At 58.8% G+C, this 22,816-nt stretch carries 21 protein-coding genes; all 21 read right to left on the bottom strand.

What is annotated here, in order from left to right; genetic code table 11:
- Nucleotides 1–14: 14 nt before the first annotated feature.
- The 21 genes from ACIROY_RS18240 to ACIROY_RS18140 are packed head-to-tail and all read right to left on the bottom strand — an operon-like array spanning nt 15 to nt 22,749.
- Entirely contained in the window at nt 15–965 is a 951-nt protein-coding gene (locus tag ACIROY_RS18240) for a UDP-glucose 4-epimerase family protein (RefSeq protein ID WP_402343032.1), read from the bottom strand.
- The gene (gene wecB, locus ACIROY_RS18235) at nt 962–2,089 is read right to left on the bottom strand and encodes a non-hydrolyzing UDP-N-acetylglucosamine 2-epimerase (protein WP_402343029.1); all 1,128 of its coding nucleotides are present in this window, start codon (nt 2,087–2,089) and stop codon (nt 962–964) included. Before wecB ends, ACIROY_RS18240 begins: the two co-directional genes overlap by 4 nt.
- Complete coding sequence (locus ACIROY_RS18230; protein WP_402343026.1) at nt 2,082–3,092, bottom strand: polysaccharide biosynthesis protein; 1,011 nt, start codon at nt 3,090–3,092, stop codon at nt 2,082–2,084. The genes wecB and ACIROY_RS18230 overlap by 8 nt, the downstream gene beginning before the upstream one ends.
- On the bottom strand, nt 3,079–3,957 hold the full coding sequence (locus ACIROY_RS18225; protein WP_402343023.1) for a dTDP-4-dehydrorhamnose reductase family protein: 879 nt from the start codon (nt 3,955–3,957) through the stop codon (nt 3,079–3,081). The genes ACIROY_RS18230 and ACIROY_RS18225 overlap by 14 nt, the downstream gene beginning before the upstream one ends.
- Entirely contained in the window at nt 3,950–5,179 is a 1,230-nt protein-coding gene (locus tag ACIROY_RS18220) for a glycosyltransferase family 4 protein (RefSeq protein WP_402343020.1), read from the bottom strand. The genes ACIROY_RS18225 and ACIROY_RS18220 overlap by 8 nt, the downstream gene beginning before the upstream one ends.
- Nucleotides 5,176–6,336 (bottom strand): glycosyltransferase, encoded by a 1,161-nt coding sequence (locus ACIROY_RS18215; protein WP_402343017.1) that lies wholly within the window; start codon nt 6,334–6,336, stop codon nt 5,176–5,178. The genes ACIROY_RS18220 and ACIROY_RS18215 overlap by 4 nt, the downstream gene beginning before the upstream one ends.
- 8 nt (nt 6,337–6,344) lie before the next feature.
- A complete protein-coding gene (locus ACIROY_RS18210; RefSeq protein ID WP_402343014.1) occupies nt 6,345–7,274 on the bottom strand; it encodes an NAD-dependent epimerase/dehydratase family protein in 930 nt (309 codons plus the stop codon).
- Complete coding sequence (locus ACIROY_RS18205) at nt 7,271–8,707, bottom strand: hypothetical protein (protein WP_402343011.1); 1,437 nt, start codon at nt 8,705–8,707, stop codon at nt 7,271–7,273. The genes ACIROY_RS18210 and ACIROY_RS18205 overlap by 4 nt, the downstream gene beginning before the upstream one ends.
- On the bottom strand, nt 8,677–9,393 hold the full coding sequence (locus tag ACIROY_RS18200) for a cytidylyltransferase domain-containing protein (protein ID WP_402343616.1): 717 nt from the start codon (nt 9,391–9,393) through the stop codon (nt 8,677–8,679). Before ACIROY_RS18200 ends, ACIROY_RS18205 begins: the two co-directional genes overlap by 31 nt.
- Before the next feature lie 20 nt (nt 9,394–9,413).
- On the bottom strand, nt 9,414–10,568 hold the full coding sequence (gene neuC / locus ACIROY_RS18195) for a UDP-N-acetylglucosamine 2-epimerase (RefSeq protein ID WP_402343008.1): 1,155 nt from the start codon (nt 10,566–10,568) through the stop codon (nt 9,414–9,416).
- Nucleotides 10,569–10,606: 38 nt separating this feature from the next.
- On the bottom strand, nt 10,607–11,281 hold the full coding sequence (locus ACIROY_RS18190) for a glycosyltransferase (RefSeq protein WP_402343005.1): 675 nt from the start codon (nt 11,279–11,281) through the stop codon (nt 10,607–10,609).
- Nucleotides 11,282–11,324: 43 nt separating this feature from the next.
- Nucleotides 11,325–12,329 (bottom strand): N-acetylneuraminate synthase family protein, encoded by a 1,005-nt coding sequence (locus ACIROY_RS18185; protein WP_402343002.1) that lies wholly within the window; start codon nt 12,327–12,329, stop codon nt 11,325–11,327.
- Nucleotides 12,326–13,684 (bottom strand): hypothetical protein, encoded by a 1,359-nt coding sequence (locus ACIROY_RS18180; protein ID WP_402342999.1) that lies wholly within the window; start codon nt 13,682–13,684, stop codon nt 12,326–12,328. The genes ACIROY_RS18185 and ACIROY_RS18180 overlap by 4 nt, the downstream gene beginning before the upstream one ends.
- Nucleotides 13,681–14,376: a cytidylyltransferase domain-containing protein gene (locus ACIROY_RS18175; protein WP_402342996.1), complete on the bottom strand. Its 696-nt coding sequence runs from the start codon at nt 14,374–14,376 to the stop codon at nt 13,681–13,683. Before ACIROY_RS18175 ends, ACIROY_RS18180 begins: the two co-directional genes overlap by 4 nt.
- 10 nt (nt 14,377–14,386) lie before the next feature.
- On the bottom strand, nt 14,387–15,763 hold the full coding sequence (locus ACIROY_RS18170) for a hypothetical protein (RefSeq protein WP_402342993.1): 1,377 nt from the start codon (nt 15,761–15,763) through the stop codon (nt 14,387–14,389).
- Complete coding sequence (locus ACIROY_RS18165; RefSeq protein WP_402342990.1) at nt 15,760–17,292, bottom strand: hypothetical protein; 1,533 nt, start codon at nt 17,290–17,292, stop codon at nt 15,760–15,762. Before ACIROY_RS18165 ends, ACIROY_RS18170 begins: the two co-directional genes overlap by 4 nt.
- Entirely contained in the window at nt 17,289–18,842 is a 1,554-nt protein-coding gene (locus tag ACIROY_RS18160; protein ID WP_402342987.1) for a hypothetical protein, read from the bottom strand. Before ACIROY_RS18160 ends, ACIROY_RS18165 begins: the two co-directional genes overlap by 4 nt.
- 16 nt (nt 18,843–18,858) lie before the next feature.
- The gene (locus ACIROY_RS18155; RefSeq protein WP_402342984.1) at nt 18,859–19,596 is read right to left on the bottom strand and encodes a methyltransferase domain-containing protein; all 738 of its coding nucleotides are present in this window, start codon (nt 19,594–19,596) and stop codon (nt 18,859–18,861) included.
- A gap of 57 nt (nt 19,597–19,653) precedes the next feature.
- Nucleotides 19,654–20,547: a phytanoyl-CoA dioxygenase family protein gene (locus ACIROY_RS18150; RefSeq protein ID WP_402342981.1), complete on the bottom strand. Its 894-nt coding sequence runs from the start codon at nt 20,545–20,547 to the stop codon at nt 19,654–19,656.
- Entirely contained in the window at nt 20,544–21,572 is a 1,029-nt protein-coding gene (locus ACIROY_RS18145) for an acyltransferase family protein (RefSeq protein ID WP_402342978.1), read from the bottom strand. Before ACIROY_RS18145 ends, ACIROY_RS18150 begins: the two co-directional genes overlap by 4 nt.
- 40 nt (nt 21,573–21,612) lie before the next feature.
- Nucleotides 21,613–22,749, bottom strand: a complete 1,137-nt coding sequence (locus tag ACIROY_RS18140; RefSeq protein WP_402342976.1) for a hypothetical protein — start codon at nt 22,747–22,749, stop codon at nt 21,613–21,615.
- Nucleotides 22,750–22,816: the final 67 nt, after the last annotated feature.

Genomic DNA, 22,816 nt, shown 5'->3' with positions numbered 1-22,816 from the left:
AAATAAGCGGGTTGTTACGTATTTAAAAAAGAAATTGCGGTCTCTTGTAGTGCAATATTAACAGTCACGGGCGGCCTCCAGCCCAATATCTCCTTTGTGTCGGAAATATCAAGTTGCAAGGAAGAACATAGCCGTTGCGCGATGCCCGGTTTGCCCAGAAGGGCGGCGCCGGCGATCAGCAAAGACGCCGGAACAGGGAGCAATCTGGCTGGTCGACCCAAAGCGGCGCCGATGCGCCGGAGGAGTTCCGGCGTCGACAGATCTTCGCCGTCCGACACCAGGAAAACGTGTCCGGCGGCGGCGTGATGGTCAATGCAGGTAATGATCAGATCGACAAGATTATCCAGTGCCACAAAGCTGCGGCGATTGTCGATGCCGCCCAGCGGCAGCGGAAGGCCTTTGCGCAGCCAGTGCATCATGTTGCGGAAGTTGGCTTTCACACCGGGGCCGTAGACCAGGGGAGGACGGATCACGACGATTTCCATGCCGGTTTCCTTGCCGATCTGCATCAACGCCTGCTCGGCTTCAAGCTTCGACACCCCGTAGGGGTCTTGCGGCCCGGGAACATCGGCTGCGCGGAACGGCCGGCCCGGCATCGTCATCTCGCCGTTGACCTTGACCGAACTCAGGAAAACGAAGCGTTGCACGCCGGCGGCGGCAGCCTGGCGCGCCAGATGTGCAGTCCCCTCGACATTGACCTTGCGAAATTCGGCCAGCGGGTCGGCCGACTTGTCCGACATGACATGTACGCGCGCGGCGGCGTGGACCACCACGTCGATGTCTTGCAGTGCTGGCGCCCAGTCGGCGCCGGGCTCAAGCGCGGCAGCCTGTCGAACCGGCGTGGGCCACGACGGCTCCGGCGCACGTCGCATTGCGCTGATCGCCGTATGCAGGTCTTGGCTTGCCAAGGTCCTGACAAGCGCCGAGCCCACGAAGCCGGAAGCGCCGGTAACGAGTATCTTCAATTTTTCGACCAGACTGTCCGGTTGATGTAGTCGGTGTAGCTCAGCACGATGCGCACCACCTTTTGCGACACCGCGCCGCCGAGATAATCCGGCACCACTTTGATTGTGCGCTGGCCGCGCTGATGCTGGCTCGTCACCACGCGCACCGCTTCGACCACGCGTTCGGTACGCAGCCCGCTCATCACCAGCGTGCCCTGGTCCATCCCTTCGGGACGTTCGTGCGCATTGCGCAGTGTGATCGCCGGCAGGTTGAGCAGGGCGGCTTCTTCGGTGATGGTGCCGCTGTCCGACAGGATGCAGAATGCCGTCATCTGCAGCTTGATGTAATCCAACAGGCCGAACGGCTTGACGAACTTGAGCAAGGGATGTTCAAGCGACTCACCCAGCGCTTCCAGTCGCTTGCGGGTACGAGGATGCGTCGAGACGATGATCGGGAACTGGTACTGGTCGGCCAGCGCACGCAGGGTGGCCAGCAAATCGCGCAGGTTCTCGACCGTATCGACATTCTCTTCGCGGTGAATGCTGACGATGAAAAACTTGTCCTGTTCCAGACCAAGCCGCGGCAGCACATCCGATGCTTCGATCTTGGGCATGTAGAAATCCAGGACCTCCTGCATGTGCGAACCGGTCTTGATGACGGTTTCCGGCCGGATGCCTTCCGCCACCAGATAATCTCGGGCCTGTTCGGTCAGTACCATGTTGATGTCGCTCAGGTGATCCAGCACCTTGCGGTTCAGCTCTTCCGGTACACGCTGGTCGAAGCAGCGGTTGCCTGCCTCCATGTGGAATACCGGAATCTTGCGGCGTTTGGCCGCGATCACGGCCAGGCAGGTATTGGTGTCGCCGTACAGCAGCAAGGCGTCCGGTTTTTCTCTTTCGAACACCGCGTCGGCCTTGGAAATCACTTCAGCGATCGCCTGCGCCGGGGTATCGCCTACTGCGCCGAGAAAGTGATCCGGCTTGCGGATTTCCAGCTCGTCAAAGAAGACCTGATTCAGTTCGAAATCGTAGTTCTGGCCGGAATGCACGAGGACGTGTTCGACTTGCTTGTCCAGTTCGGCAATCACCCGGCTCATCTTGATGAGTTCGGGACGCGTGCCGACGAGGGTCATGACTTTAAGCATTGAGCACCTCTTGAATGTAATCGAGCTTCAACAGCAATTGCTTGATACCCGGGATATCCAGGCGCTGCGTGTTGTGCGAGGTGTAATCGTCCAGCTCCGAAATGTGCTCTTCACCTTCGACGAAATACTTCTCGTAATTGAGGTCGCGATTATCCGCCGGAATACGATAGTAGCGCCCCATGTCTTCGGCCTTGGCCATTTCTTCACGCGAGATCAGCGATTCATACAATTTCTCGCCGTGGCGTGTGCCGATGATCTTGACGTCGCCCTTGCCCGCGAACAGTTCCTGCAAGGCACTCGCAAGATCGGCGACAGTGGATGCCGGCGCCTTTTGCACGAAGATGTCGCCCTGGCTGGCGTGGGCGAATGCATGCAGGACCAGGTCGACCGAATCTTCCAGCGACATCAGGAAACGCGTCATGTTTGGATCGGTGACGGTCAGCGGTGTACCGTTTTTGATCTGGTTGACAAACAGCGGAATTACGGAGCCACGCGAGGCCATGACGTTGCCGTAGCGGGTGGCGCAGACCACGGTCTTGCCTTCGGGGATCATGCGGGACTTGGCCACCATCAGCTTCTCGGCCATTGCCTTGGAGATACCCATCGCATTGATCGGATACACCGCTTTGTCGGTACTGAGCACGATCACGCGCTTGACGTCATTGGCGATCGAGGCATTGAGCACGTTTTCGGTGCCGATGACGTTGGTACGCAAGGCTTCCATCGGATAAAACTCGCAGGACGGAACCTGTTTCAACGCTGCGGCGTGAAACACGTAATCGACGCCGACGGTGGCCTGGGCCACGCTGCTGTAGTCGCGCACGTCGCCGATGTAGAACTTGACCTTGTCGTTCGACAGGCTGATGCGCATGTCTTCCTGCTTCTTTTCATCGCGGCTGAAGACGCGGATCTCCTTGACGTCAGTCGCCAGAAAACGCTTGAGAATGGTGTTGCCGAACGAGCCTGTGCCGCCGGTGATGAGCAGGGTTTTATCCTTGAACATGGTTGCTTTCCTGAAAACGATGCATGCCTTCCACCAGGGTACGCCAAGTCGGCGCGACGTAGCCGGTGGCTGCCTTGAAGCGATCGGCGTTCAATGAACGGTCGATGACGAGCTTGTCGTTGGGGTTGATGTCAATTTGCTTGCCATAGACTTCGGCGACCAGTTTCAGCAAATCGTATTTGTTGATGGGCGCCGAGGCGACATGATACAAGCCGCTCAATTCCGGACGCGGCAGGACGACGTCGCGGACTACGCGTGCGAGTTCGTCGGTGGGCAGGCCGGAAAAAATCGCTTTTCTGTAGCCGTCGCACTTCCCTTCCTGTTTCAGGAACCAGCCAATCAGTCCGTTGGCGCCGGCCAGCTCTTGTCCGATGATGGAGGTGCGCAAGGTGATGGTATGAGGGTAGTCGACTTCACCCAGCAATTTGCTGCGACCGTACAAGTCCTCGGCATCGGAGGTGTCGGTTTCCTTGTACATGCCGGCACGTCCGGCAAATACGCAATCGGTGCTGACGTGCACCATCCGTGCGCCCGTTGCGGCGCACAGGTTGGCGATCCGGTGCGGCAACAGGGCGTTGACCGGGATTGCGCTCAGGGCGTCGCCGGCGTGCGCCAGCTGCTTGATGAGGCCGATGCAATTGACGACGACGGTCGGACGCACCTTGCCGAACAGCTGGATGAGCGCGTCCTGGTTTTCGATGTCGCCCGCGACCACCAGATGTTGCCGCAGCGGCTCTGGAAACAGTTTGCCGGTGGCGTGCGTTCGGACCGAGCCGAATACCTTGTACCGCCCATCTTCCGCGAAGGTGCGCAGCATCGCGTTCCCCAGCATGCCGCTGGCGCCGAGTATGAGAACCTTATGCATATGTATTTTCCATGGTGACTTCCGTCAGCCAGTTTTCCAGCTGATTTAACAATTGTGTGCGGTTGAAATGGAGTTCGTAGTAGCGATATCCCATTTCGCCCATGTCGCGACGTTCGCCAGCCGACATTTTATAGAGTTTCAGCACGGTATCGGCCAATCCTTGCGCATCGTCGGCCGCGCAAGCCAGACCGGCACCCGAGGTGTCGATGATTCTGGCGCCTTCGCCGTCCAAGGCGCCCGCAATCGGCTTCCGGCAGGCGAGATAAGACTGGATCTTGGACGGGATGGTCAGCGAAAACACCGGATCGCGGCGCAGCGTTACCAGCAGCACATCGGCCTGGGCGAACCATTGCGGCATGGTTTCTACCGGATGCCTTCCCATCAGGTGGACCTGGGTTTCCAGCTTTCGTGCCGCAATTTCTTCCCTGAGCCAGGAAGCGAGACGGCCGTCGCCGACAATGATCCAATGCACGTCTGGATATTCTTTGAGCAATTCAGCTGCCTTGACGATCGTTTCCATCGACTGTGCGGCGCCAATGTTGCCGGCGAACATGACCCGAAAGCCGGGCGGCAGGTCGGGACCGGACCACGCGGCCTGGGCCGGAGTCTGATAGATGTCCTCGGCGCTGTTGGGGAAATAGCGGATTTTCGCTCGCGGTACGCCCGCCTTTTCAATGGCGGGAATGAAAGCCTCCGACTGTGCCAGCACCAGCGCGCATCCGCGGTAGATCCAGCGCACCAGTTTTTCCACGCCGTGGAGGAGGCGGGGCGATTTCACAGCGCCGGTTGCCGACAGACTTTCAGGCCAGAGATCTTGTACCCAGAACAATACCGGCGCCGACTTGAACCACGCCATGACCCGTGCCGGAATGCCGATGGTCACCGGCGATGGTTCGAATACGAAAATTGCATCGAACTTGCCCTTGCAGCGCAGCGGACCCAGCACTGAGGCGCTGAACGCGAAAGACAGGTAATTGAGCGCCAGGTTGATGCCCCGTCCCTTGCCGCGCGGAATCAGCGGAACGCGGATGATCTCGGCCTTGCCGTATTTTCCCGAGTAAGGCCCTTGCCAGTCGTAGCCGTCGGCCAGCCTGCCGGACGGATAATTCGGCAAACCGGTCAGCACGGTCACGTCGTGCCCGCGTTCCAGCAAGCCGTCGACGAGGTCGTTGATGCGGAAATTCTCGGGCCAGAAATATTGCGTCAGTATCAGCAGTCTCAACGTCCGTCCTTTGTCGCCAGGGTGTCGAGCAGGTTCAGGTAAAGCGCGGCTTGCTTGTCCCAGGTGTAACGATCGAGCACGATATGTTTCAGTTTCCGGGCGGCCGCCTTGCTTGCTTCCGGATCGGCCAGCATGGACGACAGTCCTGCAGTCAATCCGTCTGCCGACGGCGCCACCATGGTGCCGGCGCCGGCGGTCGCGAATTCCTCCAGGCCGCAGGCATTCGTGAACAGCGCCGGGGTTTCGCAGATGCCTGCTTCCAGAACGACGATGGACATGGCTTCGCGGCGTGATGGAATTGCCAGCAGGGTCGCGGATCGCAACAGCGCGACCTTGTCGCTGCCGCCGATATAGCCCGTAAACAATACTCTGCCGGACAGGCCGTGCGCAGCCATTTTCTGCTGCATGCCGCCGAGCATGCCGCCATCAGGGCCGGCGAAAACCAGCAATAGTCCCGGATGCTTGTCGGCAATGCGTGCAAAGGCATCGAGCAACAGGTCCGGACCCTTGATGGTGTTGAGTCGTCCGAGGAACAGGACATAGGGCGCATCGCCGATGCCGTGCGTGATGCGAACCGCGGCGGCATGGGCGGCGTCGGCTGCGGGATCGGCCACATATTCCTGCGGATCGATGCCGTTGGCGATAACGCGCACGTGTCCGTCGGATACACCATAGCGCGAGAAGTCAGCCCGTTCGTGATCGGTGATGGCAATGCACATGGCGGCGTTTCGAGCGATGCGAAAGCCGATGACGGCGTCATAGATCTTCTTCAGGAACACGGAGCGCCCCATCGGCGTCAGTGCGCCGGCCGGGCAAAAAAGGTAAGGCTTGTTTTGCTGGCGGCACATCAGGAACACCAGAGCATTGAGCACCGTCCAATGCCCCGAGAGTTGGACGAACGTTGCTTCCGAGATAAGTTTGCGCAGCAGTTTGAAGGAAACGCGCGGCACGAAGTAACGCAGATTGAGATAGCGAACCGGAATCAGGGAAGCGCCGTGCAACGCTTGCAACAATTTTTCCGTAATGCCCACGTCCAGCGTCAGCACCGTGCAGCGCACGCCGGCTTTTTCAAAAGACCGGCTCAGCTGCAGCGTCCGTTCGGCAGTCCCCCCGCCGATTTTGGCGTCCAGCAAGTGATTGACATTCAGTATGTTCACGCAAAACCTTATTGTTTTTTTAGAGAAGCGATAGCGAAATTGCGCAGGGCTGTCTCCAGCAGGACCGGCGGCGTCAGTCCTCGCGCCGCAAGCCGGTTCCCCATGTACCGGCTGCGTGTGTTGCCGGCCGCACCGTGCCGCAGTCGCAACAGCGACTCCAGGGCCAGCCTTGGAACAGGTAATGGCGCCAGTGGATACGGCGCCATGCCCAGTTCTTCCATCAATATGTGTTCGACCGAGCGGAAATTGTTGAGCTCGCTGTCGTCGTCCGATACGTTCAGGATTTCAATGTCGGCAAGCAAAGGCGCCGAGGCAAGAAACGTGATGGCAGCGACCACGGTTTCCACGGGAACCAGATGCGTGTGCCGGCGACCATACAGCGACGATCGGCAATAGTTGAGCAGGCGACTCGCGTGGCGCAGGTCGTGCAGCAGCTTGACCAGTGCTTCGCCGCCGGCGCCGAAAACCACGGTAGGACGCAGGATCGCGACGGGAAAGCGGCCACGAACCTGATCAAATTCTCGTTCTATAGCCAGCTTCAGCCGACCGTAGTCGTTGGCCGGCAAGCAAGCCGAATCTTCGCTGATCAGCGCGTCCTGGTTACTGCCGTAGACCGACGCGGTGCTGCAGTGGATCATGCGGCCGATGTTCCGCTGCGCGCATATCTCGATCATGGCCGCGGTTGACGCCACCGCGCCTGCTGCCGGCGTGGCATTGGAATAACCGAGATTGACCACCACGCTGCCGGGCGTTGCCAGCTCGCGCCAGACGTCCGGATTTTCGGCATCGCCGGAAATCCATTGCAGATTGGCATGGGTCAGCTGCTGGGTTGCGGCGTTGCGCGTCAGCGCGCGCACCGAGTGTCCGGCCGCCAGCACATCGGCGAGCAGATGCCGTCCGATAAAGCCGGTGGCGCCGGTGACGACGAAAGTGCTCATGCCAGCATTTCCTTTGCCATGTCGGTCAGGCGAGTCGCAGCCTGGCCGTCGAGACGATACAGATAGCGATTCCGCAGGTCTGCCCTGCCGGCGCTGTCGGTGCTCTTGTCGGCAAGATAGCGTTTGCATGCGGCAAGCAGCGCAGGCATGTCGCTTACGACGGTCATACCGGGCGAGGTGCGTAGTTCGGACAGATGTTCCAGTTCGTAGGCGCGGGCGTGACGGTCTTCGTGGGGCAGGGATGCGTCCTCCCACGCCAATCCGATGGTCGGGGTATCCAGTGCCACCGCATCAAGGTTGATCGAACCTGCGGATGCGACAACGACGCCGGCGTGCCGGATCAGCGCCGCCAAATGATTGAGCGGCCCCAGTTCGGGCGCTTCCAGCACGACGTTGTGCATGCCGCGGACCCAGCCCCAGCGCGTTTCCCACGCCCGGTCTTGCGGGTGGCAACGGCACAGCAGCACCACGTCGTCGCCGAACTCGCCGGCGGCGGTCAATTCGGCCAGACGCCGGAACACATCAGGTTCATGCGGCCCGAGTCGCGGGGCGTTGGCCGCAAACAGGATGAAACGATGCGTCGCCGGAATGCCCAGTTGCGCCAGCAATTCGGTGCGAGGCATCGTCTCGTCACGCGCAAAAGCGTCCATCTGCAACCAGCCTGTCGTGGTCATCCGTGCATCGGGAATCTGATGATAGCGGACCAGTTCGCCGCGCACGATGTCGTTCTGCACGGCGATGCGCTCAACGCCCGGGCATACCGGGCCCTTGGTGGTCGGCTGGTCCCAGCTGCCGTTGATGCCAAGGATGCGCACGCCTCGCGCACGGGCCGCCAGCGCATAAGGCGTCACCATGTGGGTCTGCAACATCGACAGGATCATCAGGTCAGGCCGGCTTTGCGCCAGCAGCCTGTCGACGGCGGCGAAACGTTGCCAGCGGCTGTAATAGACGCGGTACAGCACGTCGTAGATGGTGCGGCTGCGCGCAAACGGAATCCCGAACAGTTGCGACATGGGCAGTCCTTCGCGCAGGTAGATCTTGCGCTGACTCCAGGATTGCCGCAGACGTGTTTTGAATCCCTGCAAGTCGGAGATGACGTTGATGCGATACGTCAGGCACATGTGCACGAACAGGCCGGCAAGATAGCGACCGTAGCGGGTGAGCCGGGCCAGGGTTTTCAGCACGCCGCCATCGCCTGGTTCCCGCGAGCGTCGTGGATGGAAATAGGGCAGCCATGTGCCGCCCAGCTGTTCCACCGTGAGGCGGTCGTCCGGATGCGGCGAGACGACCGTGACAATCGCGTCGAGGTCCCGCCGCAGTATCTGCAGCGCGTCGGAGCGAAGGAAATTGCGTGCCATCAGGGGAGAAGGAAGGACGACAAGGATTTTTGGTGGTGCAGCGGTCATGCGAATGTAGTCAGCGGCAGCAGGCATCTCGCGATGTCCAGATCGAGCGGTTCGTCGATGTCATGCGAGGAAATGCCGTCCATGGGAAAGCCGACGACCGTCTCGCCGTACAGCCGGTCGTGTCGTAGCACGTCCGCAGCGGAACAGATCAGGATTGCCGGGCCGTTGCGTGCAAACAGGATTTCCTTGTCCTGGCGCCTGAGTTTCTGGCCGTCGGGCGACTCGAGGAACAAGTCGGGCGACGTACCGAGCGGACGCATCACCGAGCCGGCGCTCATGTTATGTGGCACCTTTTGGACACTCACCAGCGTATCAGGCGACAGTCGCGCAAACAAGGCCACCGCTTCATTGATATGGCTGCTGCGGCGAAACGGCGAGGTCGGCTGCAGGTAGGCGACGGCGTCGTAGTCGATGCCCTGGTCCGCGTAAAAGTTCAACGCGTGGCGAATCACTTCCGTAGCCGAGGCCGTGTCGCCGGAGATTTCCGGCGGACGCAGGAACGGCGCCTCGGCGCCATACCTGCCGGCAGTCGCCGCAATCTCGGCGTCATCGGTCGACACGATCACGCGATCCAATCCCTGTGCCGCCGTTGCTGCGACAGCGGTCCAGGCAATCAGCGGATGGCCGCCGAGATCGGCGACGTTCTTGCGCGGAATGCCCTTCGAGCCGCCGCGCGCCGGGACGATGGCGAGGATGCGTTTTGCGGATGTCATTGTCACGAACGGAGCGTCGTTCAATACGTGATCACTTTATTGATGTCGAACTCGGCCGTGGCCAGGATGTCGGCGATGCGCGGCCCGGCATTGCCATCGCCGTAGATCGGATTGGACGGCAGGCGTCCCTTGGCCAGGCGGTCCTTGATGGCGGTCACGATTTCGGCCTGGGTGTAACCGGCGTCGATGACGTTGTCGCCGCGCTCCCGCGCAGTCTGGCGTGAGCCGATGTTTACGGCAGGGGTACCGATGAAGGCGCCTTCACGGATGGCGCTCGACGAATTGCCGATCAGGCAGCGCGTGCGCGCCATCAGCGGCATGTAGATCTCCGGCGGCAGATTCTTCACGTAGCGGAACGGCGCATTCGGATGCTGTTCGCGGAACTTGCGGATGCCGCGCGACACGTCTTCCGATCCGGCATCGGCATTCGGCCACAGCACCAGCGTCGGCATGCCCAATTCCAGGCAGGCACCGAGCGTGGCCGCCACTTGCTGTTCACCGCGGCCGTACTCTCCCGTGACCGGATGTTGCGACACCAGCAGGAAGTCGTCGTTGACGTCGAAGTTGCTGCCGACGCCTTCGACCAGCAGCTTGCCGTCCGACTGCGATTCCTTCTTCAGGAATCCGGCAACCAGGTCCATGCGCGGGCAGCCGACGTTATGGACTGTTTCGGGACGTTCGCCGAGACGGATGATGCGCTCGCGCGCATCTGCCGACGCAGGGAAATGAATGGTGGCGAATTTCGTGATCGCGTGACGGATGTTTTCGTCGATGTTGCCCGACACTTCACCGCCCATCGTGTGCGCCAGCGGAATGTTCATGTAGGCGGCCGCCAGCGTGGTCGACATGGTCTCGAAACGATCGCCGACGGTCAGCACGACATCGGGTTTGAGTTTTTCAAAAATGGTCGGCAGTTCGATCAGGCCCAGGCCGGTCGATTTCGCCATGGTCGCGGGTGTTTCGCCTTCGACCAGCATGAACAGCCGGGCATCGATGGTGAAGCCGTCGTTCTCCATGATGTCGACAACCGCGCCGTAGCGGTCCAGGAGGGCCGACGCCGCGGCCACGACTTGCAACTCCAGCTGCGGATGTTGCTGCACGGCGCGCATGACGGCCTTGATGCTGCTGTAGTTGGCGCGCGAGCCGACGACGATACAAATCTTTCTTTTAGTCATTTTCGTTTCCTACGGTAGTGTCTTTGTTTGATCAAGTCTTAAGTGCGCTGGATGGAGTAATCCATCAACATGCGTTCCCGATGCCATTCGTCGGCCATCGGCACCGTCGCAAATTCATGGAAGCAGGGTGTTCCCAATGTGTAATGCAACAGTTTCGCGTCGGGGTTGGCGCCGAATTCGTCCGGCAGCCAGTTCCATTCGATCGGCAGTTCGCCGATCTGCTCATCGGGGATCCAAGTGAAGCGATGCAGCTGTGCGCCTGTCGCGGTCTGTACGAATTCGGGCGTCAGTGCGCGATTGGCCGGATGTTCGCAATTCCACAGGACCACGCTGGACCAGTTCTTGCGCGGATAGTTTTCGTTCTTCGAACCGAGGTATTTCTCGGTCATGCGGGTCTGATAATCGTGCTTGACGACCATCACGGCCTTGCTTGGATCGCGCATTTCCCACAGCTTTGTGATGTCGTCGCGCAGCAGCATGTCGCCGTCCATGAAGATGGCCCAGCCGCGATATCCGGTCAGATGAGGCACCAGGAACCGGCTGTAGATGAAATGGTTGCTGCCGTCGGTATGCTGCTCCACGTAAAAGCCGAGATTGCGCAATGCCAGCGGGTTCAGCGACACCGGCTGTGACACCTGGCGCACGATGCTGTTGCAGCAGACGTGGTAGGCCACGGCCTCGCGTGGATCGTATCCGATGAAAATTGGAATCATGTGTTTTCCTTGAACTAGTCGAGAACGGGCGCGGACGGATTGCTTACTTCGGCGCGAGGTCGGATTCGAGAATCAGCTTGTCCGCCGCGACGTCCTGCTGCACGATTCTGCCGATCACTTCCTTGATCTTCGCCGCAGGAATGCCGGTGCCGGGTTTCTTGATGCCGAGCATGTCCGCCGTGATGACGGTGCCGGCCGGGATCAGGCGGGTAGAGACGACGCTCTTTTCGAAGATTTCCTTCATTTCCCGGAAGTCGCCGAGGTCGTTCTTGTCGACCGGATTGGCCAGCATCGCGCTGATTTCGCGGATGCCCTTGACCAGAGCCGCAAACTGAAGTGGCTCGGCTGAATGTTTGGCGTCCGAGCCGTACATGGCACGGCTGAAGGTCAGGTGCTTTTCAACTACGGTGGCGCCCAGCGCGACTGCGGCCAGGCAGGCGTTGTTTTCCATCGAGTGATCGGAGTAGCCGACCGGCAGGTTCCAGCGTGCGCGCATTTCGCCAAGGACGTTCAGGCCGACGCGCTCCGGCGGGCAGGGGTAGGCGGAGGTGCATTGCATCACCGACAGCTTGTCGTGATGGCGCAGGATGGTTTGCACGGCCGCGTCGAGTTCGTTCCAGGAGCTCATGCCGGAAGACAACAGCACCTGCTTGCCGGTCTTGGCGATGGCTTCCAGCATGGGCAGGTTGGACACTTCGCCGGATGGAATCTTGTAACGGCTGATGCCGATGTCTTCCAGCATGGCGACGGCTTCTTCCGAAAACGGCGACGACATGAATTCAATGCCGGCGTCGGCGGCGTGCTTGGCCAGCTTCTTCCATTGTTCCAGCGTGAAGCCGGTGCGCGCGAAATATTCAAAGCGCGGTTCGCCCTTGAAATAGGACGGCATCGGCGCATCCTTCAGCGTTTCCGCCGCGGGCAAATGGGTCTGGAACTTGACCGCATCCGCACCGCAGGAAGCTGCCACATCGATCAGGCGTTGCGCGTTGCCGAAGCTGCCGTCATGTACCGAGCCGACTTCTGCAATGATGTAGACGTTGTTGTTCATGATGTTTTTTCTCTGATGAAAGATTTTGCTAAAGAAAGAATTGCTTGGCCAGCCTTGCCGTTCATGACGCCGAATTCTTCCGATTCTTTTTGAAGCCGGCTGCCCAGGTTTTCTCGCAACGCTTTGTCTTGAGTGAGCGGAACCAACGTGGCCTCAAGATCAGCCGGTATTTTTGATTGCAGAAGCGTCGGCAGCTTTGAGAAGACGGTGTATTGCTGATTGGCCCAGTCCAGATTGATGCTCGTGATCCCCAGCATCGCCGCCCAGCGCAGGGTCGAGGACCACGACGCAACAAAAATGTCTGCACCAGGCAACAGTTCGGAGAGCTGGAGCGGCGAAATGGCGCAGCGATGTCTCTCTGCCAACGCCTGATAGTGCTCCCGGCATGCTTTCGGATGCAGGGAAATGATGACCTTGCATTCCAGGGCGCCAAGAATTGCAAACAACTGTTCGATGCTCGCCATGTGTGTGGGCCAGTTCATTTGCAGATGCTCACCCCATTGTGGCAAAGCACAAACCAGCACGCATGGTGAATTCTCCGTGGCGGCAGACAAGCTGCGCTCTTCGCGCAGTCTTTCGCATGTCGTCGCCATGGCGTCCCATGTCGGCTGTCCAGTGACGTGGAAACGATCCGGCAAGTTGCAGTATTCCACCGCTTCGTCATAGTCCATCTTTCCCTGCAAGGCGCTGGCGCGAACTTTGCCGCCGCCTGCTATCCATGGGTGCGTGTCTGCCATGCCAAAGAGATGCAAAGCGATGCTGTCCCATAGCGAAAAGAAAAGATATCGATGCCGGCCGACCGCGATCGCATGCCTGGAATGCCTGTTGGAAAACAGCCGTCTTGCCCAGGCCATGGCTCCTTGCTCCAGCGAATACGAGGTCTTTCCCGATCTTGTCCATACATCGCTTTCAACGGACGACGTTGCATAGCGAACCATGACGGCAGGCAAACCGCATTGTGCCGCAGCGTCCAGCCAAGCCATTTCAGGATCAATGACCCGGTCCTCGAATATGATCAGCGCAGCTGGTTTGAGCGACGCTATCAAGCTTTTCGCATTCCTGCGTCGCCTCGAGATGGCCCATGAGGTCCATAAAACACGAAGCGCTCCAAAGCGGGCAATGCGGTATGCGAAGTCATTGCCGGCAAGTATCGCAGGGCGTAGCGAGTCTTTAACGAGGTTTGTTGCTTCCGGGAGGGCAAAGTTCTCGCTTTTTTCCAGTAGTTCACCCGCCAACACCAGCGTGGAACTGCCTGGGCAAACCTTTTCCAGAAAGGTGCAGACCGCCAGCGCTTCCTGGAGCATGGCCGGTTTGGAAACCAACACCATGGCTCGATGATCGGAACTGAAGCTCACTCTTTTCGTTGTTTCAGGAGCAGATCGGCAACCAGCAGGTCCGCATGTGTATCAATATCCGTCGAGTTCTCTTCGGACATGACATAGCCAAAAGTCTTGTCCGTGAAGTAATTTCTGTTTTCCCGCAACGTGCGGCTGCGCAGAACATAGATGGCGCCGTTTAGCGCATATGCAGGTGGCAGGACTTGCCGTCGCAGATAGCCGCTTTGCTCCGGCCATTTCATGAAGTCCTCCAGGCGCCCGGAAGCGTCCAGTCTGCGTATCCAGAAAGGGTGCACGGGAGCCGGGAAAACACTGATGACGCTGTCGGCGTCGTTGTCGACGGCCATGCGCACGGCGCCGTCGATATCCGTCGCCTGCCGCATTGGGGACGTGGGTTGCAGAAGGACGATGTATTCAGGCAGATCGCCATTCGATTCCAGCCAGTCCAGCGCATGCAGGATGACGTCGATGTGCGGAGTGTCGTCTTGCGCCAGTTCGGCAGGGCGCATGAACGGAACCTCCCCACCCGCAGCTCGGCAGATGGCGGCAATATCTTCGCTGTCGGTCGAAATGATCGTACGCTCCAGCAACGATTTTTGAGCTGCTTCGATGCTCCAATTGATCAGAGGCTTGCCCCCGGCCAAGGCGGTGTTTTTCCCCGGCAGCCCCTTGGAGCCGCCCCGGGCAGTGATCAGACCAACGAATCTCATATCAACTCTTTCATCGATGTTGTGCTATTTCAGCGACGATCCGCTGCCTTGCCTTGCCGTCAAAGGGGATATTGTCGCCCAGCGCGTCCAGGGCGGTGTTCAGGGTCAACATTGTATCGGCGTCGTACAACGCCGCTTCACATGTGGCACGCAAGTCGTCCCGGGAACGCACGGTCAGGACGCCAGGCTCGTTGCCGAATAATTCGTATCCCAGATCGTAATACTCAAGCGCGATCGTCGGGATCTTCAATAACTGAGCCCAGCTGATCGTGCTCGAATTGGCGACGAACAAATCTGCAGCTGCCAGCACATTGCGCAACGGTTCATCGGCAATGCTTACATGGAGGCTGCGCGCCAATGATTCATAGTCGCTGCGTTTTTGACGGGGATGCAGGGAGACCAGGACCGCACTGTTCCGCACGGACGCCAATGTGGCAAGAAGCCATTCAGTTTCTGCCACATGAACGCTCTTGTCGGACATGCCATGTTCGCCGAACACGGGCAGCGCAACGACCATCAGCTTGTCGGTGGCGGCAAAGCCATGACGGGCGTTCAGGTTCTCCCGAATGGCGTTGCGTTCAGCACGAAAGGCCCACAGCACGTCATGACTGCATTGCCCCGCCACAGAAATTTTTTCCTCGGATACTCCCAGTGCGCTGAGCATGTCGGCAGCCTGGCGATCAATCACTGCCACTTTGTCGCCGGTACCGCCGCCGTATGACCACGGCGTCGGGAACAGGCTGTCGTGCAATGAAAGCGCAAGATATTCTCCTGGCCTGAAAAAAAGCAGAGGCCCTGTTTGAGCGCTGGTCCTGATGCCCGCCGGATAACGTTTCGCGATGCGGTTCTTGAGGCTGCGGAAAGGAGACGAATCGATCTGGTGAGTCGCGTTGTTCCGCCGGAAAAAGTCGGCGTCAGGGTCAGACTTCCCGAATGCGACCGTCAGTACGGGAATCCTGTTTTTCCGGCCGAATGCAATGACACCTTGGTCAAAACGAATATCTCGATCATCCGCAGTGAGTATGGCGGCGCATGTTGTTCGCGACAGTTTCAAAACCTGTCCCGCAAACAGCTTGCCCCGCATCACGGCTTCCCAGGTGGAGAGGAAGTCTGGAATGAGCGAGTTCCGTGCGCGGCTGGAGATCGTCGACAAACGTCGTAACAAGGTCAGTCCCGCGTAATGGAGAAATGCTCCCAATCCGGCCTTGCGCCACACGGCCACGTCGGTGGAGATGATTCTCCAAGACGAAGGCAGTACGGGCAGAGATTGAATCAGCCCCGGTGGGACGACCAGCACCGGCTGCAGATCGTTTTCTTCAAGTGTCTCCGCGAGCAGAAGGAATTCTGCAACGATGGGTCGACGGCTGCACAGCAAGATGACGTTCATTGCAGTTCGGCTTTCTTCACGAATTGCACAAGCGCAGACGACATCCGCTCAGCCGCTTCTTTGTGTGTCAACGCGCCTATCTGTTCGAGCTCCGGCTCCAGTGTTCCTGGAATGCAAACGCCGGCAAGCGCCTTGCAAAATTTCTTGGCGTCTTCTGCACGCGGAATATTGCCACCCACGACATGCTTCAAGGCGGCAGCCAATTCTTCTTTTGCGTAGATGGAATGAACACCGATGCAGTCCCGATACCAGGCGGCGCCGAAAAGCAAGACGGGGACTCCGGAACAAAGGGCATCCCAACCCACGCTTCCAGTGACGGTGGCCACGGCGCGCGCATTTCTTACCATCGTTGCCGTGGACGTCTCCCGGCGAATTATTTTCACGTTGGGAAGCGATGATATGAACGCATAGAAATCTTCCGAACGCTGGACTTCGCCGCGGCCAAACGACTGCAATTGCCAAGGATGCTCTTTCACGTACAGTTTCCAACCGGCGGGAAGGGCTGAGGAAAGAAGCTTCACAATCAGGGTCTGATCGCCAAAGGCGCCGCCCATAGGTACGGTGGCTCGCTCCGGCTGGTAGTGAAGTCCCAGCAGGATGTAGTTGTCTTGCGCATCGGGGGTGCAGCTGATGGCATCGTGATAGCGCATCAGTTTCCGTTTTTTTTGCAAGCCGCGCAGGCGGCTCATCAAGGTTTCCAAAGGCCCGCACCGGCCGTGCGGATAGTTTTGAGAACGTAGATAGCTGTTCACCGCCGGCTTGGTTCCGTTTTTTCTGAACAGCACGACTGCGCGCTTGAGCTCATGCAAGACCGCGCGGAACAGGGGCGCCGTTTGCTGGCTGTTGCCGAGTTTGTAGCGTAATAACTTTTTCTGATAGTTGGCCGGAACCGCAGCGTGGCCCTGCAGCGACTTGGTGATCCAATCCTGGAATGCATCCGGCAGGACGAATGACTCCAGGAATGCGGCGTCGGAAAGGTTGTCGCGTAACGCCTGCGCTCCCGTCTTGAAGTCTGACATCGGGTACACCCAGCCCGGCAGGCCGATGCGTTCAAACATGACGGTGGGGATACGCCGATGACGCGCAAGCGCCAGTATGACGTAGTCAAAAATAATGTGCGGGGCAATGGAGAAAACGATCAGATCAGGCCGTAATGCATCCAGGGCACCAAGCCAATAGCTCAGCAGGCGATGGTAATGTCGACGCCGGGCGTCATGCGGAAAGCCTGCTCCGCCTGCGGGGTCCATGCGATCCATCATGTGCAAGACAATGCTCTCGTCAGTTGCGAGTGCTTCGAGCAAGGGGGCATCCAGTGCCGGCAAGTCCCATGACGGGAACGAAGGCGTGATGCCGAGCGCCGCGTCCGTTCCGGATATGAACAAAGATTCGGGGAACTGTTGGGCCACCTCTGCGGCGTCGCCGTGGGCGGCAGTCCAGAGAACCGGTTGCCACTGGGCGTCGTCGCGGCAATGCGCAGCGACATCGCGCCAGATGGGGCCGGAGCACTCTATGTAAAAAACCCGTTTCATCGATCGTTTCTATCTGTCAATTTGATGAGCAATTCGTTAAGTCTCGCTCCGGCCTTTCCATCAAGCACCCCCCAGGCTGTAGATTCGCTTGCCTGGAGCCTTGCCAGATCACGCCTGGCCTCATCGTCGCCGCAAAGCCGGTTCAGTTGGCCGGAAAACTCTTCTTCGGTCTCGACAGTGATGCAGCCGGCCACGTCAAGAAAGTCGGGATAGCGGGTAAGGAAGCAGTCGAAGAGCACGACCGGGACACCGCAGGCGATGGCCCAGGCCGTGATGGAAGAACCATTGAGCGTCGTGAACAAGTCGCACACGGCAACCAGCTCATCTGCATTGGCATAGGTGCAGGGAAGTTTTGCTTCCTGTGCTGCTGCCATTTCTTCCTGCAATGTTTTGGGGTGGACGCTGATAAGGATATTGATGCCATATCGGGTCCGCACTTCCGACAGAATCGTTGTCCAGGCGCGGGCCACCGATTGGTAATCCGGATAGGCGATGCGTTTGCTTCCCAGCCAGGAAAACATGTTGACAGGCCAGCCGCAAACCAGCAGGGGGCGTCCGGGCGTCAGGCCATGCTCCAGAAACAAGCGCTCTCTTATCAGTTCCTTGTTTTGGACATGACTTGCGAGACGATCCTGAATTGGCGAGCCGATGACATGCAAGTTCTGGCTTGCATGCCCAAGATCGATCAATGCATCCGCCGCTACCGCCGCATTGGCCGTGATTGCTTCAGCAGGTTCCGACAAGGGGGACCATGGCATGCCTTTAATCAACCCTGTGAGTTCAAGCGCCATGGCGCGGTAGCCTGGCAGTCTAAGTATTTGGCGACCGCGGTAGTGTAGCGACCAGTGGGGAAAGACTGTCGCGACAACCCGGTTCATCGCGCTGGCGTCAACTTGATAGGACGGTTGCGCAAGAGCATATTCGGCCGTTTCGTAAATCGAGAACATTGCGAACGGCGTGATGAGGCGGGGAATTTTTTGTCGGCCTGCGGCGATCAACAGAAACGACAGTTCGTTGCCCGGCGAGTCCTGTCCCACGATAAGCAGTCGAGGCTGAACCTTGGCAAGTATCGAGGCTAATTGCGCATGGCGCGCCCGAAAGCGCTTGCGGTCTCGCAGTACGTTGACCACATCGCGCCCGACGGAGCGCAAGGAGGAACGACAGGCGGAGAAGATTGATTGAAAGGAAAAAAAAGCAAGAGCGAGAGGGATGCGCAATTTGGCAAAGAAATTGCGACCTTCCGGAACGCGCGGCAGTCTGACCTCGGCCGGAGGCGGAGTCTCGCCTGCCTCGATCGACGAGACCGCGCTGGTGACGGCCGCAGCTTTCTCATGCAGATTGCCCTCTGAATCCATCCAGAGGAAGCCGCTGTCGACAACCCGGGAAGTATCTTCGACAAGTCTGCGGTAGCTGCGCTTGACGAACATGAATATGACCGGCGCGTCGAAAGCCGCGCGCGCAGATTCCGCGACGCGAAGCAGTTCCGGCATTTCGCCGTACTCAAGAACTGCCAACAGGACGGGGCGCGTCGATGTTTGAAGACTGGACATGAGACCGCTACGCCGATCAGTTACGTCGCAAAATGATGATTTGTCGTTGCCAGAAGAAGGGCGCGCTCAATCGTTCCGCCTGCAGCAAACGCTGGTCGGAGACCCAGTGACCGCGCGGCCCGGTGAGATAGCGAAAACACCTGGCGCTTATCTTGGCCCTGGTGAGGACCGCATCGACCTTGATGCGTTCTACTTCAGTTGCATCGAGTGTTCTTAGAATTCCTTCCAGGTCGTCACCATCGAGCACGGTCATTTCGCCTTTCACGTGGCTGATGGTGCGCTTGCGGCCGTAGTCAAAAATCAGCAGTCCGCCCGGTTTGGTGATCCTGAGCATTTCCGGCAGGATGCTGGCCAAGCGACCAATCCCGGACAAGCTGCGCAGGCAAAGCACATTGTCGTAACTATCGGACGGCAGGGGTATGGGTTGACTCAAATCGGCTGTGAAGAATTTCCCGGGGGGATGCAACTGCTGGACATGTTCAACAAATTCCGCCGACAGATCCATGCCGTCGTAGCTGGTCACGCGGGGTAGTTTGCCAATGAATCTGCCGACACCGATCGTGCAATCAAACAGACTTCCCTGCAAACGTTCTGCCAGAAGGTCGCGTTCAATCCTGTCCCTGAGTATGTCGATACGGTTGCCCAGTTTTCTCTGATAGCGTACGACTGCTTCCGCTCCCTGAAATAACTGTGCATAGCGGGTCACGCCTTCTGCCTTGTTCTTCGGGTTATCGTGATCGGAGTTGTTGTTCATACGTGTTTTCTATCGCTTTCGTTGTGTTGCCGGTGCATATATCCAAAGGAATTCAAATCAATAGGCCAGCTGGCGATGATGCTTCAGAAAGCCGACTTCTTCCCCCGCCGCGATAGCGGCTCTCATCCTGGACGGCATGTCAATGACCTGCAAACCCGCCGCGCGGCAATCGTCTAGGATCGCCTCGGAATAGTGGGAATTGCTCCACATGACCTTGCGCTCCGAGCGCGTCAGCAGGTACTGGCAATGCCGCTCCAGATGCTGGTCGTTCAGGCCGTAGGAAATCCAGAAGCCGGTGCGTTCTTCTTTCGGAAACGGCGCCTGCAGGAACTGCGGCAAGCGCTTTTGCAAATATGGACCGAGGGCAAGGCCGGGGATGCCGCGGATGCAGCGTCCGAGGCCGGCGTGCTGGATACGCATGTTCCACACGCCGACGTCGCCGATGCCGGTGTTCAGGTAGCGATCGTGAAGATGCGCCTTCCAGCCGCGCAGGATGCGGTTGTGTGAATCGCGGCGCACGATCAGGCCGCCGGAACGCGCCTTGTGATCCTGCAGATAGAAGCCGAAACGCACCAGCGAATAGCGGCCTTGCCAATCGGGAGCGTTGGTGTCGGAACGGTCGGTATTGTCGCGATGCCAGCCGCCGACGTCCTTGCCGGCTTCGTAACCGTGACCAATGACGGCATAACCGCCATCGCCGAAATAGGCGAGGTTGTCGCCCTTGAGCAGCGTTTTGGCGACGTGGACCAGGCGTTCGTCATGCACCCAGTGTTGCAGGTGCGGATCGGCCAGTGCATCTACGACAGGCTCGCCGTTCTGTTCGCGGCCTTTGAGCGATTCGAAGACGTTCTCGCGCATCGTCGCAAATTCCTTCGGCGAGAACAGGTTACGCAAAATCAGGTAGCCGTCTTTCCAGAACTTGGTGTCGTCCAATTGAAGTATTGAGCTCATGATGCGTCCTTAGGAGATGTTCCAATTGTATTGAGGGATACTATCGCTGAGGCACTTCGATCTTTGTTTCCTGAGCGTACTTTCTCAATGTAACGAGAGACCAGTGGGTGCAGGAGCACTGCGGCGATAGTGGTCGTCCCGATATTCAGAAAAAGTGTAGTAAAAAATGAGTGTTGCCCCCAAATATTGAGAATGATCAAGGGGGAGTGCAGCACAAAGACCGGATAGGACAAATCTCCGAGATATCTATCCTTGCGGGAAGAGGGCTGCGGCAACAACGGTAAGGTCAGCAACAGCATGAGGGAAGCCAATAGCCATTGCGTCTGTTCAGGTCGAGAAGCCACAAACATCGCAGCTAAGCCAAATGTAATCAACAAGACACGCCAGGTACACGACCGCACAAACCCGGGGATTCGTTTTCTTTGTTCGTAGGCAAGCATGCCCAAACAGAAGAAAATGAAATAGGGAAAAATTGATCGATCTATCGACGAGCTGCCGACGGGTTTGATCAGCAAAACAACACCAGCAAATGACACGCCGCATACCAGCCAGAAGAAGAAGCGGGGCAATTGCTGGCGTAGCAGCACAAGCATCGGTGTCAGCAAATAAAATTGCATCTCGATGTCAAGCGTCCATGCTGGGCCAATCAGTTTGGTGTCGTTATGCCAGAGGGTTTCCTGATTCAAACCAAGTAAAAGGGCATTTTGAACCAGAGACTTTATGGAAAGATCGTAGTTGGCGGTTTGCCCTTTTAATATGATAACTGCAAGCGCCAGTGTTCCCGCGATCCAATAGATCGGATAGATCCGAAGCAGGCGATTTACCAGATAATTTCTGATGCGGATCAGTACACTGCCGTTGGTATAGTGTGTCTGGAACGCCGCAGGTATCAGATAGCCCGAAATAAAAAAGAACGTCACCACGGCAATGATGCCGGTATCGGGATAGCGGCTAAAAATATATCCATGCGTATGGGAGGCTACAACGCCGAAGGCAAGCAAGAGGCGGAGTGTTCCTAGTCCCATTGCCGGTCTCTTGGATATGACAGCGGTTCTTTGCACATTATTATATTTCGGGCGTATAGCAATACACGCGGGCCGCGCCCGTATGGCCGGCAGTTGAAGCGTACAGGCGCTCGCCGTCGGTACACAGGCGATAGACCCACCAGCCGCCGTCTCCGGCCGGCGGCGAAGCCAGTTCTGCAGGGCCGACCGGCTGCCAGCTGCGATCCTTGCCGAAGGTCCATATCTGCGCGGCGCGGCGGGTGGAATGTCCGGTTGCGACGACCAGCTGGCCCTTGTAGACGATGGCGTCATTCATGATCAGCGATTCCGCCATCAGCGCCGGCGTCGCTGCGACCGCCAGCGGTCCCCAGCGGTTGCCGTCGAAGAGCCAGACGCTCGAGGCGCCGTTCGGTGTATCGTCCGGACGCGACACTGTCGCGATCAGCGCTTCCCCGAATACCGTCAGGCTCAGGACGAACGGCAGGCCGCCGCGCGCCCAACTGCCGCGGATGCCGTCGCCACCGACCTTTTCCCAGCGGACGCCGTCGAAACGCCATACCGCGCTGGCGGGACCGGTCAGTTTGCCGGTGCCGGTGCCTGCGTACAGCGCACCCTTGAATTCGATCAGGCAATAAATGGTGCGCGCGCCGACGCCCCAGCCGCCTTCAGGTTCCGGCAGATAAGTCCATTTGCCGTCGTCACCCAATCGGGCCACGCGCGGCGCTCCCCACTGTCCCATGACGACGTTGCCGTTCCAGGTCGCGAAACTGTAAGGCCCGCATTTGTCGTTGAGTTCCAGGCCGTCGCGCAGCGGCGTCCATTGTCCGTTCTCGAGCGACCAGACGCCGCTCTTCTCCGCAGCGAGCAAAGCAGAGTCGTCCTTGCTGAAAACGTGGTCGACGAATGAGTTGTCGGCGGGCCAGGAATTGCCTTTGTCGCCGCCGACCTGGGTGGCGGAGCCGCCGTCGAGTCGCCACACCTGGCCATTGGGACCGTCGGCATTAGGGCCGGTGAGGCTGGCGAAGATGGCGCCCTGGTGTGCTGCCAGGCCGCGCACCTTGTAAAAGGCGTTGGCACTCCAGCCCGTACCGTCGCCGCCGATGAGGCGCCATGCGCCGCGTGTGAAGGGTGATACCTCGGGTGCGTCGGGAAGCGGGGGCGTAGCGTCGCGCAAATGGAGTTGATAGAGCAACTCCATATCCGCTCTGATGCCCGGTACCGCCTGCGCCGCTTCGCGAGCCGATCGCAGTTCACGACGCAGGCGG

This window comes from Herbaspirillum sp. NPDC101396 (assembly GCF_044767365.1).
Lineage (GTDB): Bacteria > Pseudomonadota > Gammaproteobacteria > Burkholderiales > Burkholderiaceae_D > Herbaspirillum.
Note: the sequence above shows the minus strand (reverse complement) of the source record. Positions and strands in the feature narration are given on the sequence as shown.

Excerpts from the sequence above, each read along its gene's own strand:
- ACIROY_RS18165 (WP_402342990.1), bottom strand. The coding sequence starts at position 17,292 with ATGAAACGGGTTTTTTACATAGAGTGCTCCGGCCCCATCTGGCGCGAT.
- ACIROY_RS18205 (WP_402343011.1), bottom strand. The coding sequence starts at position 8,707 with ATGCCTGCTGCCGCTGACTACATTCGCATGACCGCTGCACCACCAAAA.
- ACIROY_RS18210 (WP_402343014.1), bottom strand. The coding sequence starts at position 7,274 with ATGAGCACTTTCGTCGTCACCGGCGCCACCGGCTTTATCGGACGGCAT.
- ACIROY_RS18145 (WP_402342978.1), bottom strand. The coding sequence starts at position 21,572 with ATGGGACTAGGAACACTCCGCCTCTTGCTTGCCTTCGGCGTTGTAGCC.
- wecB (WP_402343029.1), bottom strand. The coding sequence starts at position 2,089 with ATGCTTAAAGTCATGACCCTCGTCGGCACGCGTCCCGAACTCATCAAG.
- ACIROY_RS18160 (WP_402342987.1), bottom strand. The coding sequence starts at position 18,842 with ATGTCCAGTCTTCAAACATCGACGCGCCCCGTCCTGTTGGCAGTTCTT.
- ACIROY_RS18155 (WP_402342984.1), bottom strand. The coding sequence starts at position 19,596 with ATGAACAACAACTCCGATCACGATAACCCGAAGAACAAGGCAGAAGGC.
- ACIROY_RS18175 (WP_402342996.1), bottom strand. The coding sequence starts at position 14,376 with ATGAGATTCGTTGGTCTGATCACTGCCCGGGGCGGCTCCAAGGGGCTG.
- ACIROY_RS18170 (WP_402342993.1), bottom strand. The coding sequence starts at position 15,763 with ATGAACGTCATCTTGCTGTGCAGCCGTCGACCCATCGTTGCAGAATTC.
- ACIROY_RS18185 (WP_402343002.1), bottom strand. The coding sequence starts at position 12,329 with ATGAACAACAACGTCTACATCATTGCAGAAGTCGGCTCGGTACATGAC.
- ACIROY_RS18200 (WP_402343616.1), bottom strand. The coding sequence starts at position 9,393 with ATGACATCCGCAAAACGCATCCTCGCCATCGTCCCGGCGCGCGGCGGC.
- ACIROY_RS18230 (WP_402343026.1), bottom strand. The coding sequence starts at position 3,092 with ATGTTCAAGGATAAAACCCTGCTCATCACCGGCGGCACAGGCTCGTTC.
- ACIROY_RS18140 (WP_402342976.1), bottom strand. The coding sequence starts at position 22,749 with ATGGAGTTGCTCTATCAACTCCATTTGCGCGACGCTACGCCCCCGCTT.
- ACIROY_RS18190 (WP_402343005.1), bottom strand. The coding sequence starts at position 11,281 with ATGATTCCAATTTTCATCGGATACGATCCACGCGAGGCCGTGGCCTAC.
- ACIROY_RS18150 (WP_402342981.1), bottom strand. The coding sequence starts at position 20,547 with ATGAGCTCAATACTTCAATTGGACGACACCAAGTTCTGGAAAGACGGC.
- ACIROY_RS18225 (WP_402343023.1), bottom strand. The coding sequence starts at position 3,957 with ATGCATAAGGTTCTCATACTCGGCGCCAGCGGCATGCTGGGGAACGCG.
- neuC (WP_402343008.1), bottom strand. The coding sequence starts at position 10,568 with ATGACTAAAAGAAAGATTTGTATCGTCGTCGGCTCGCGCGCCAACTAC.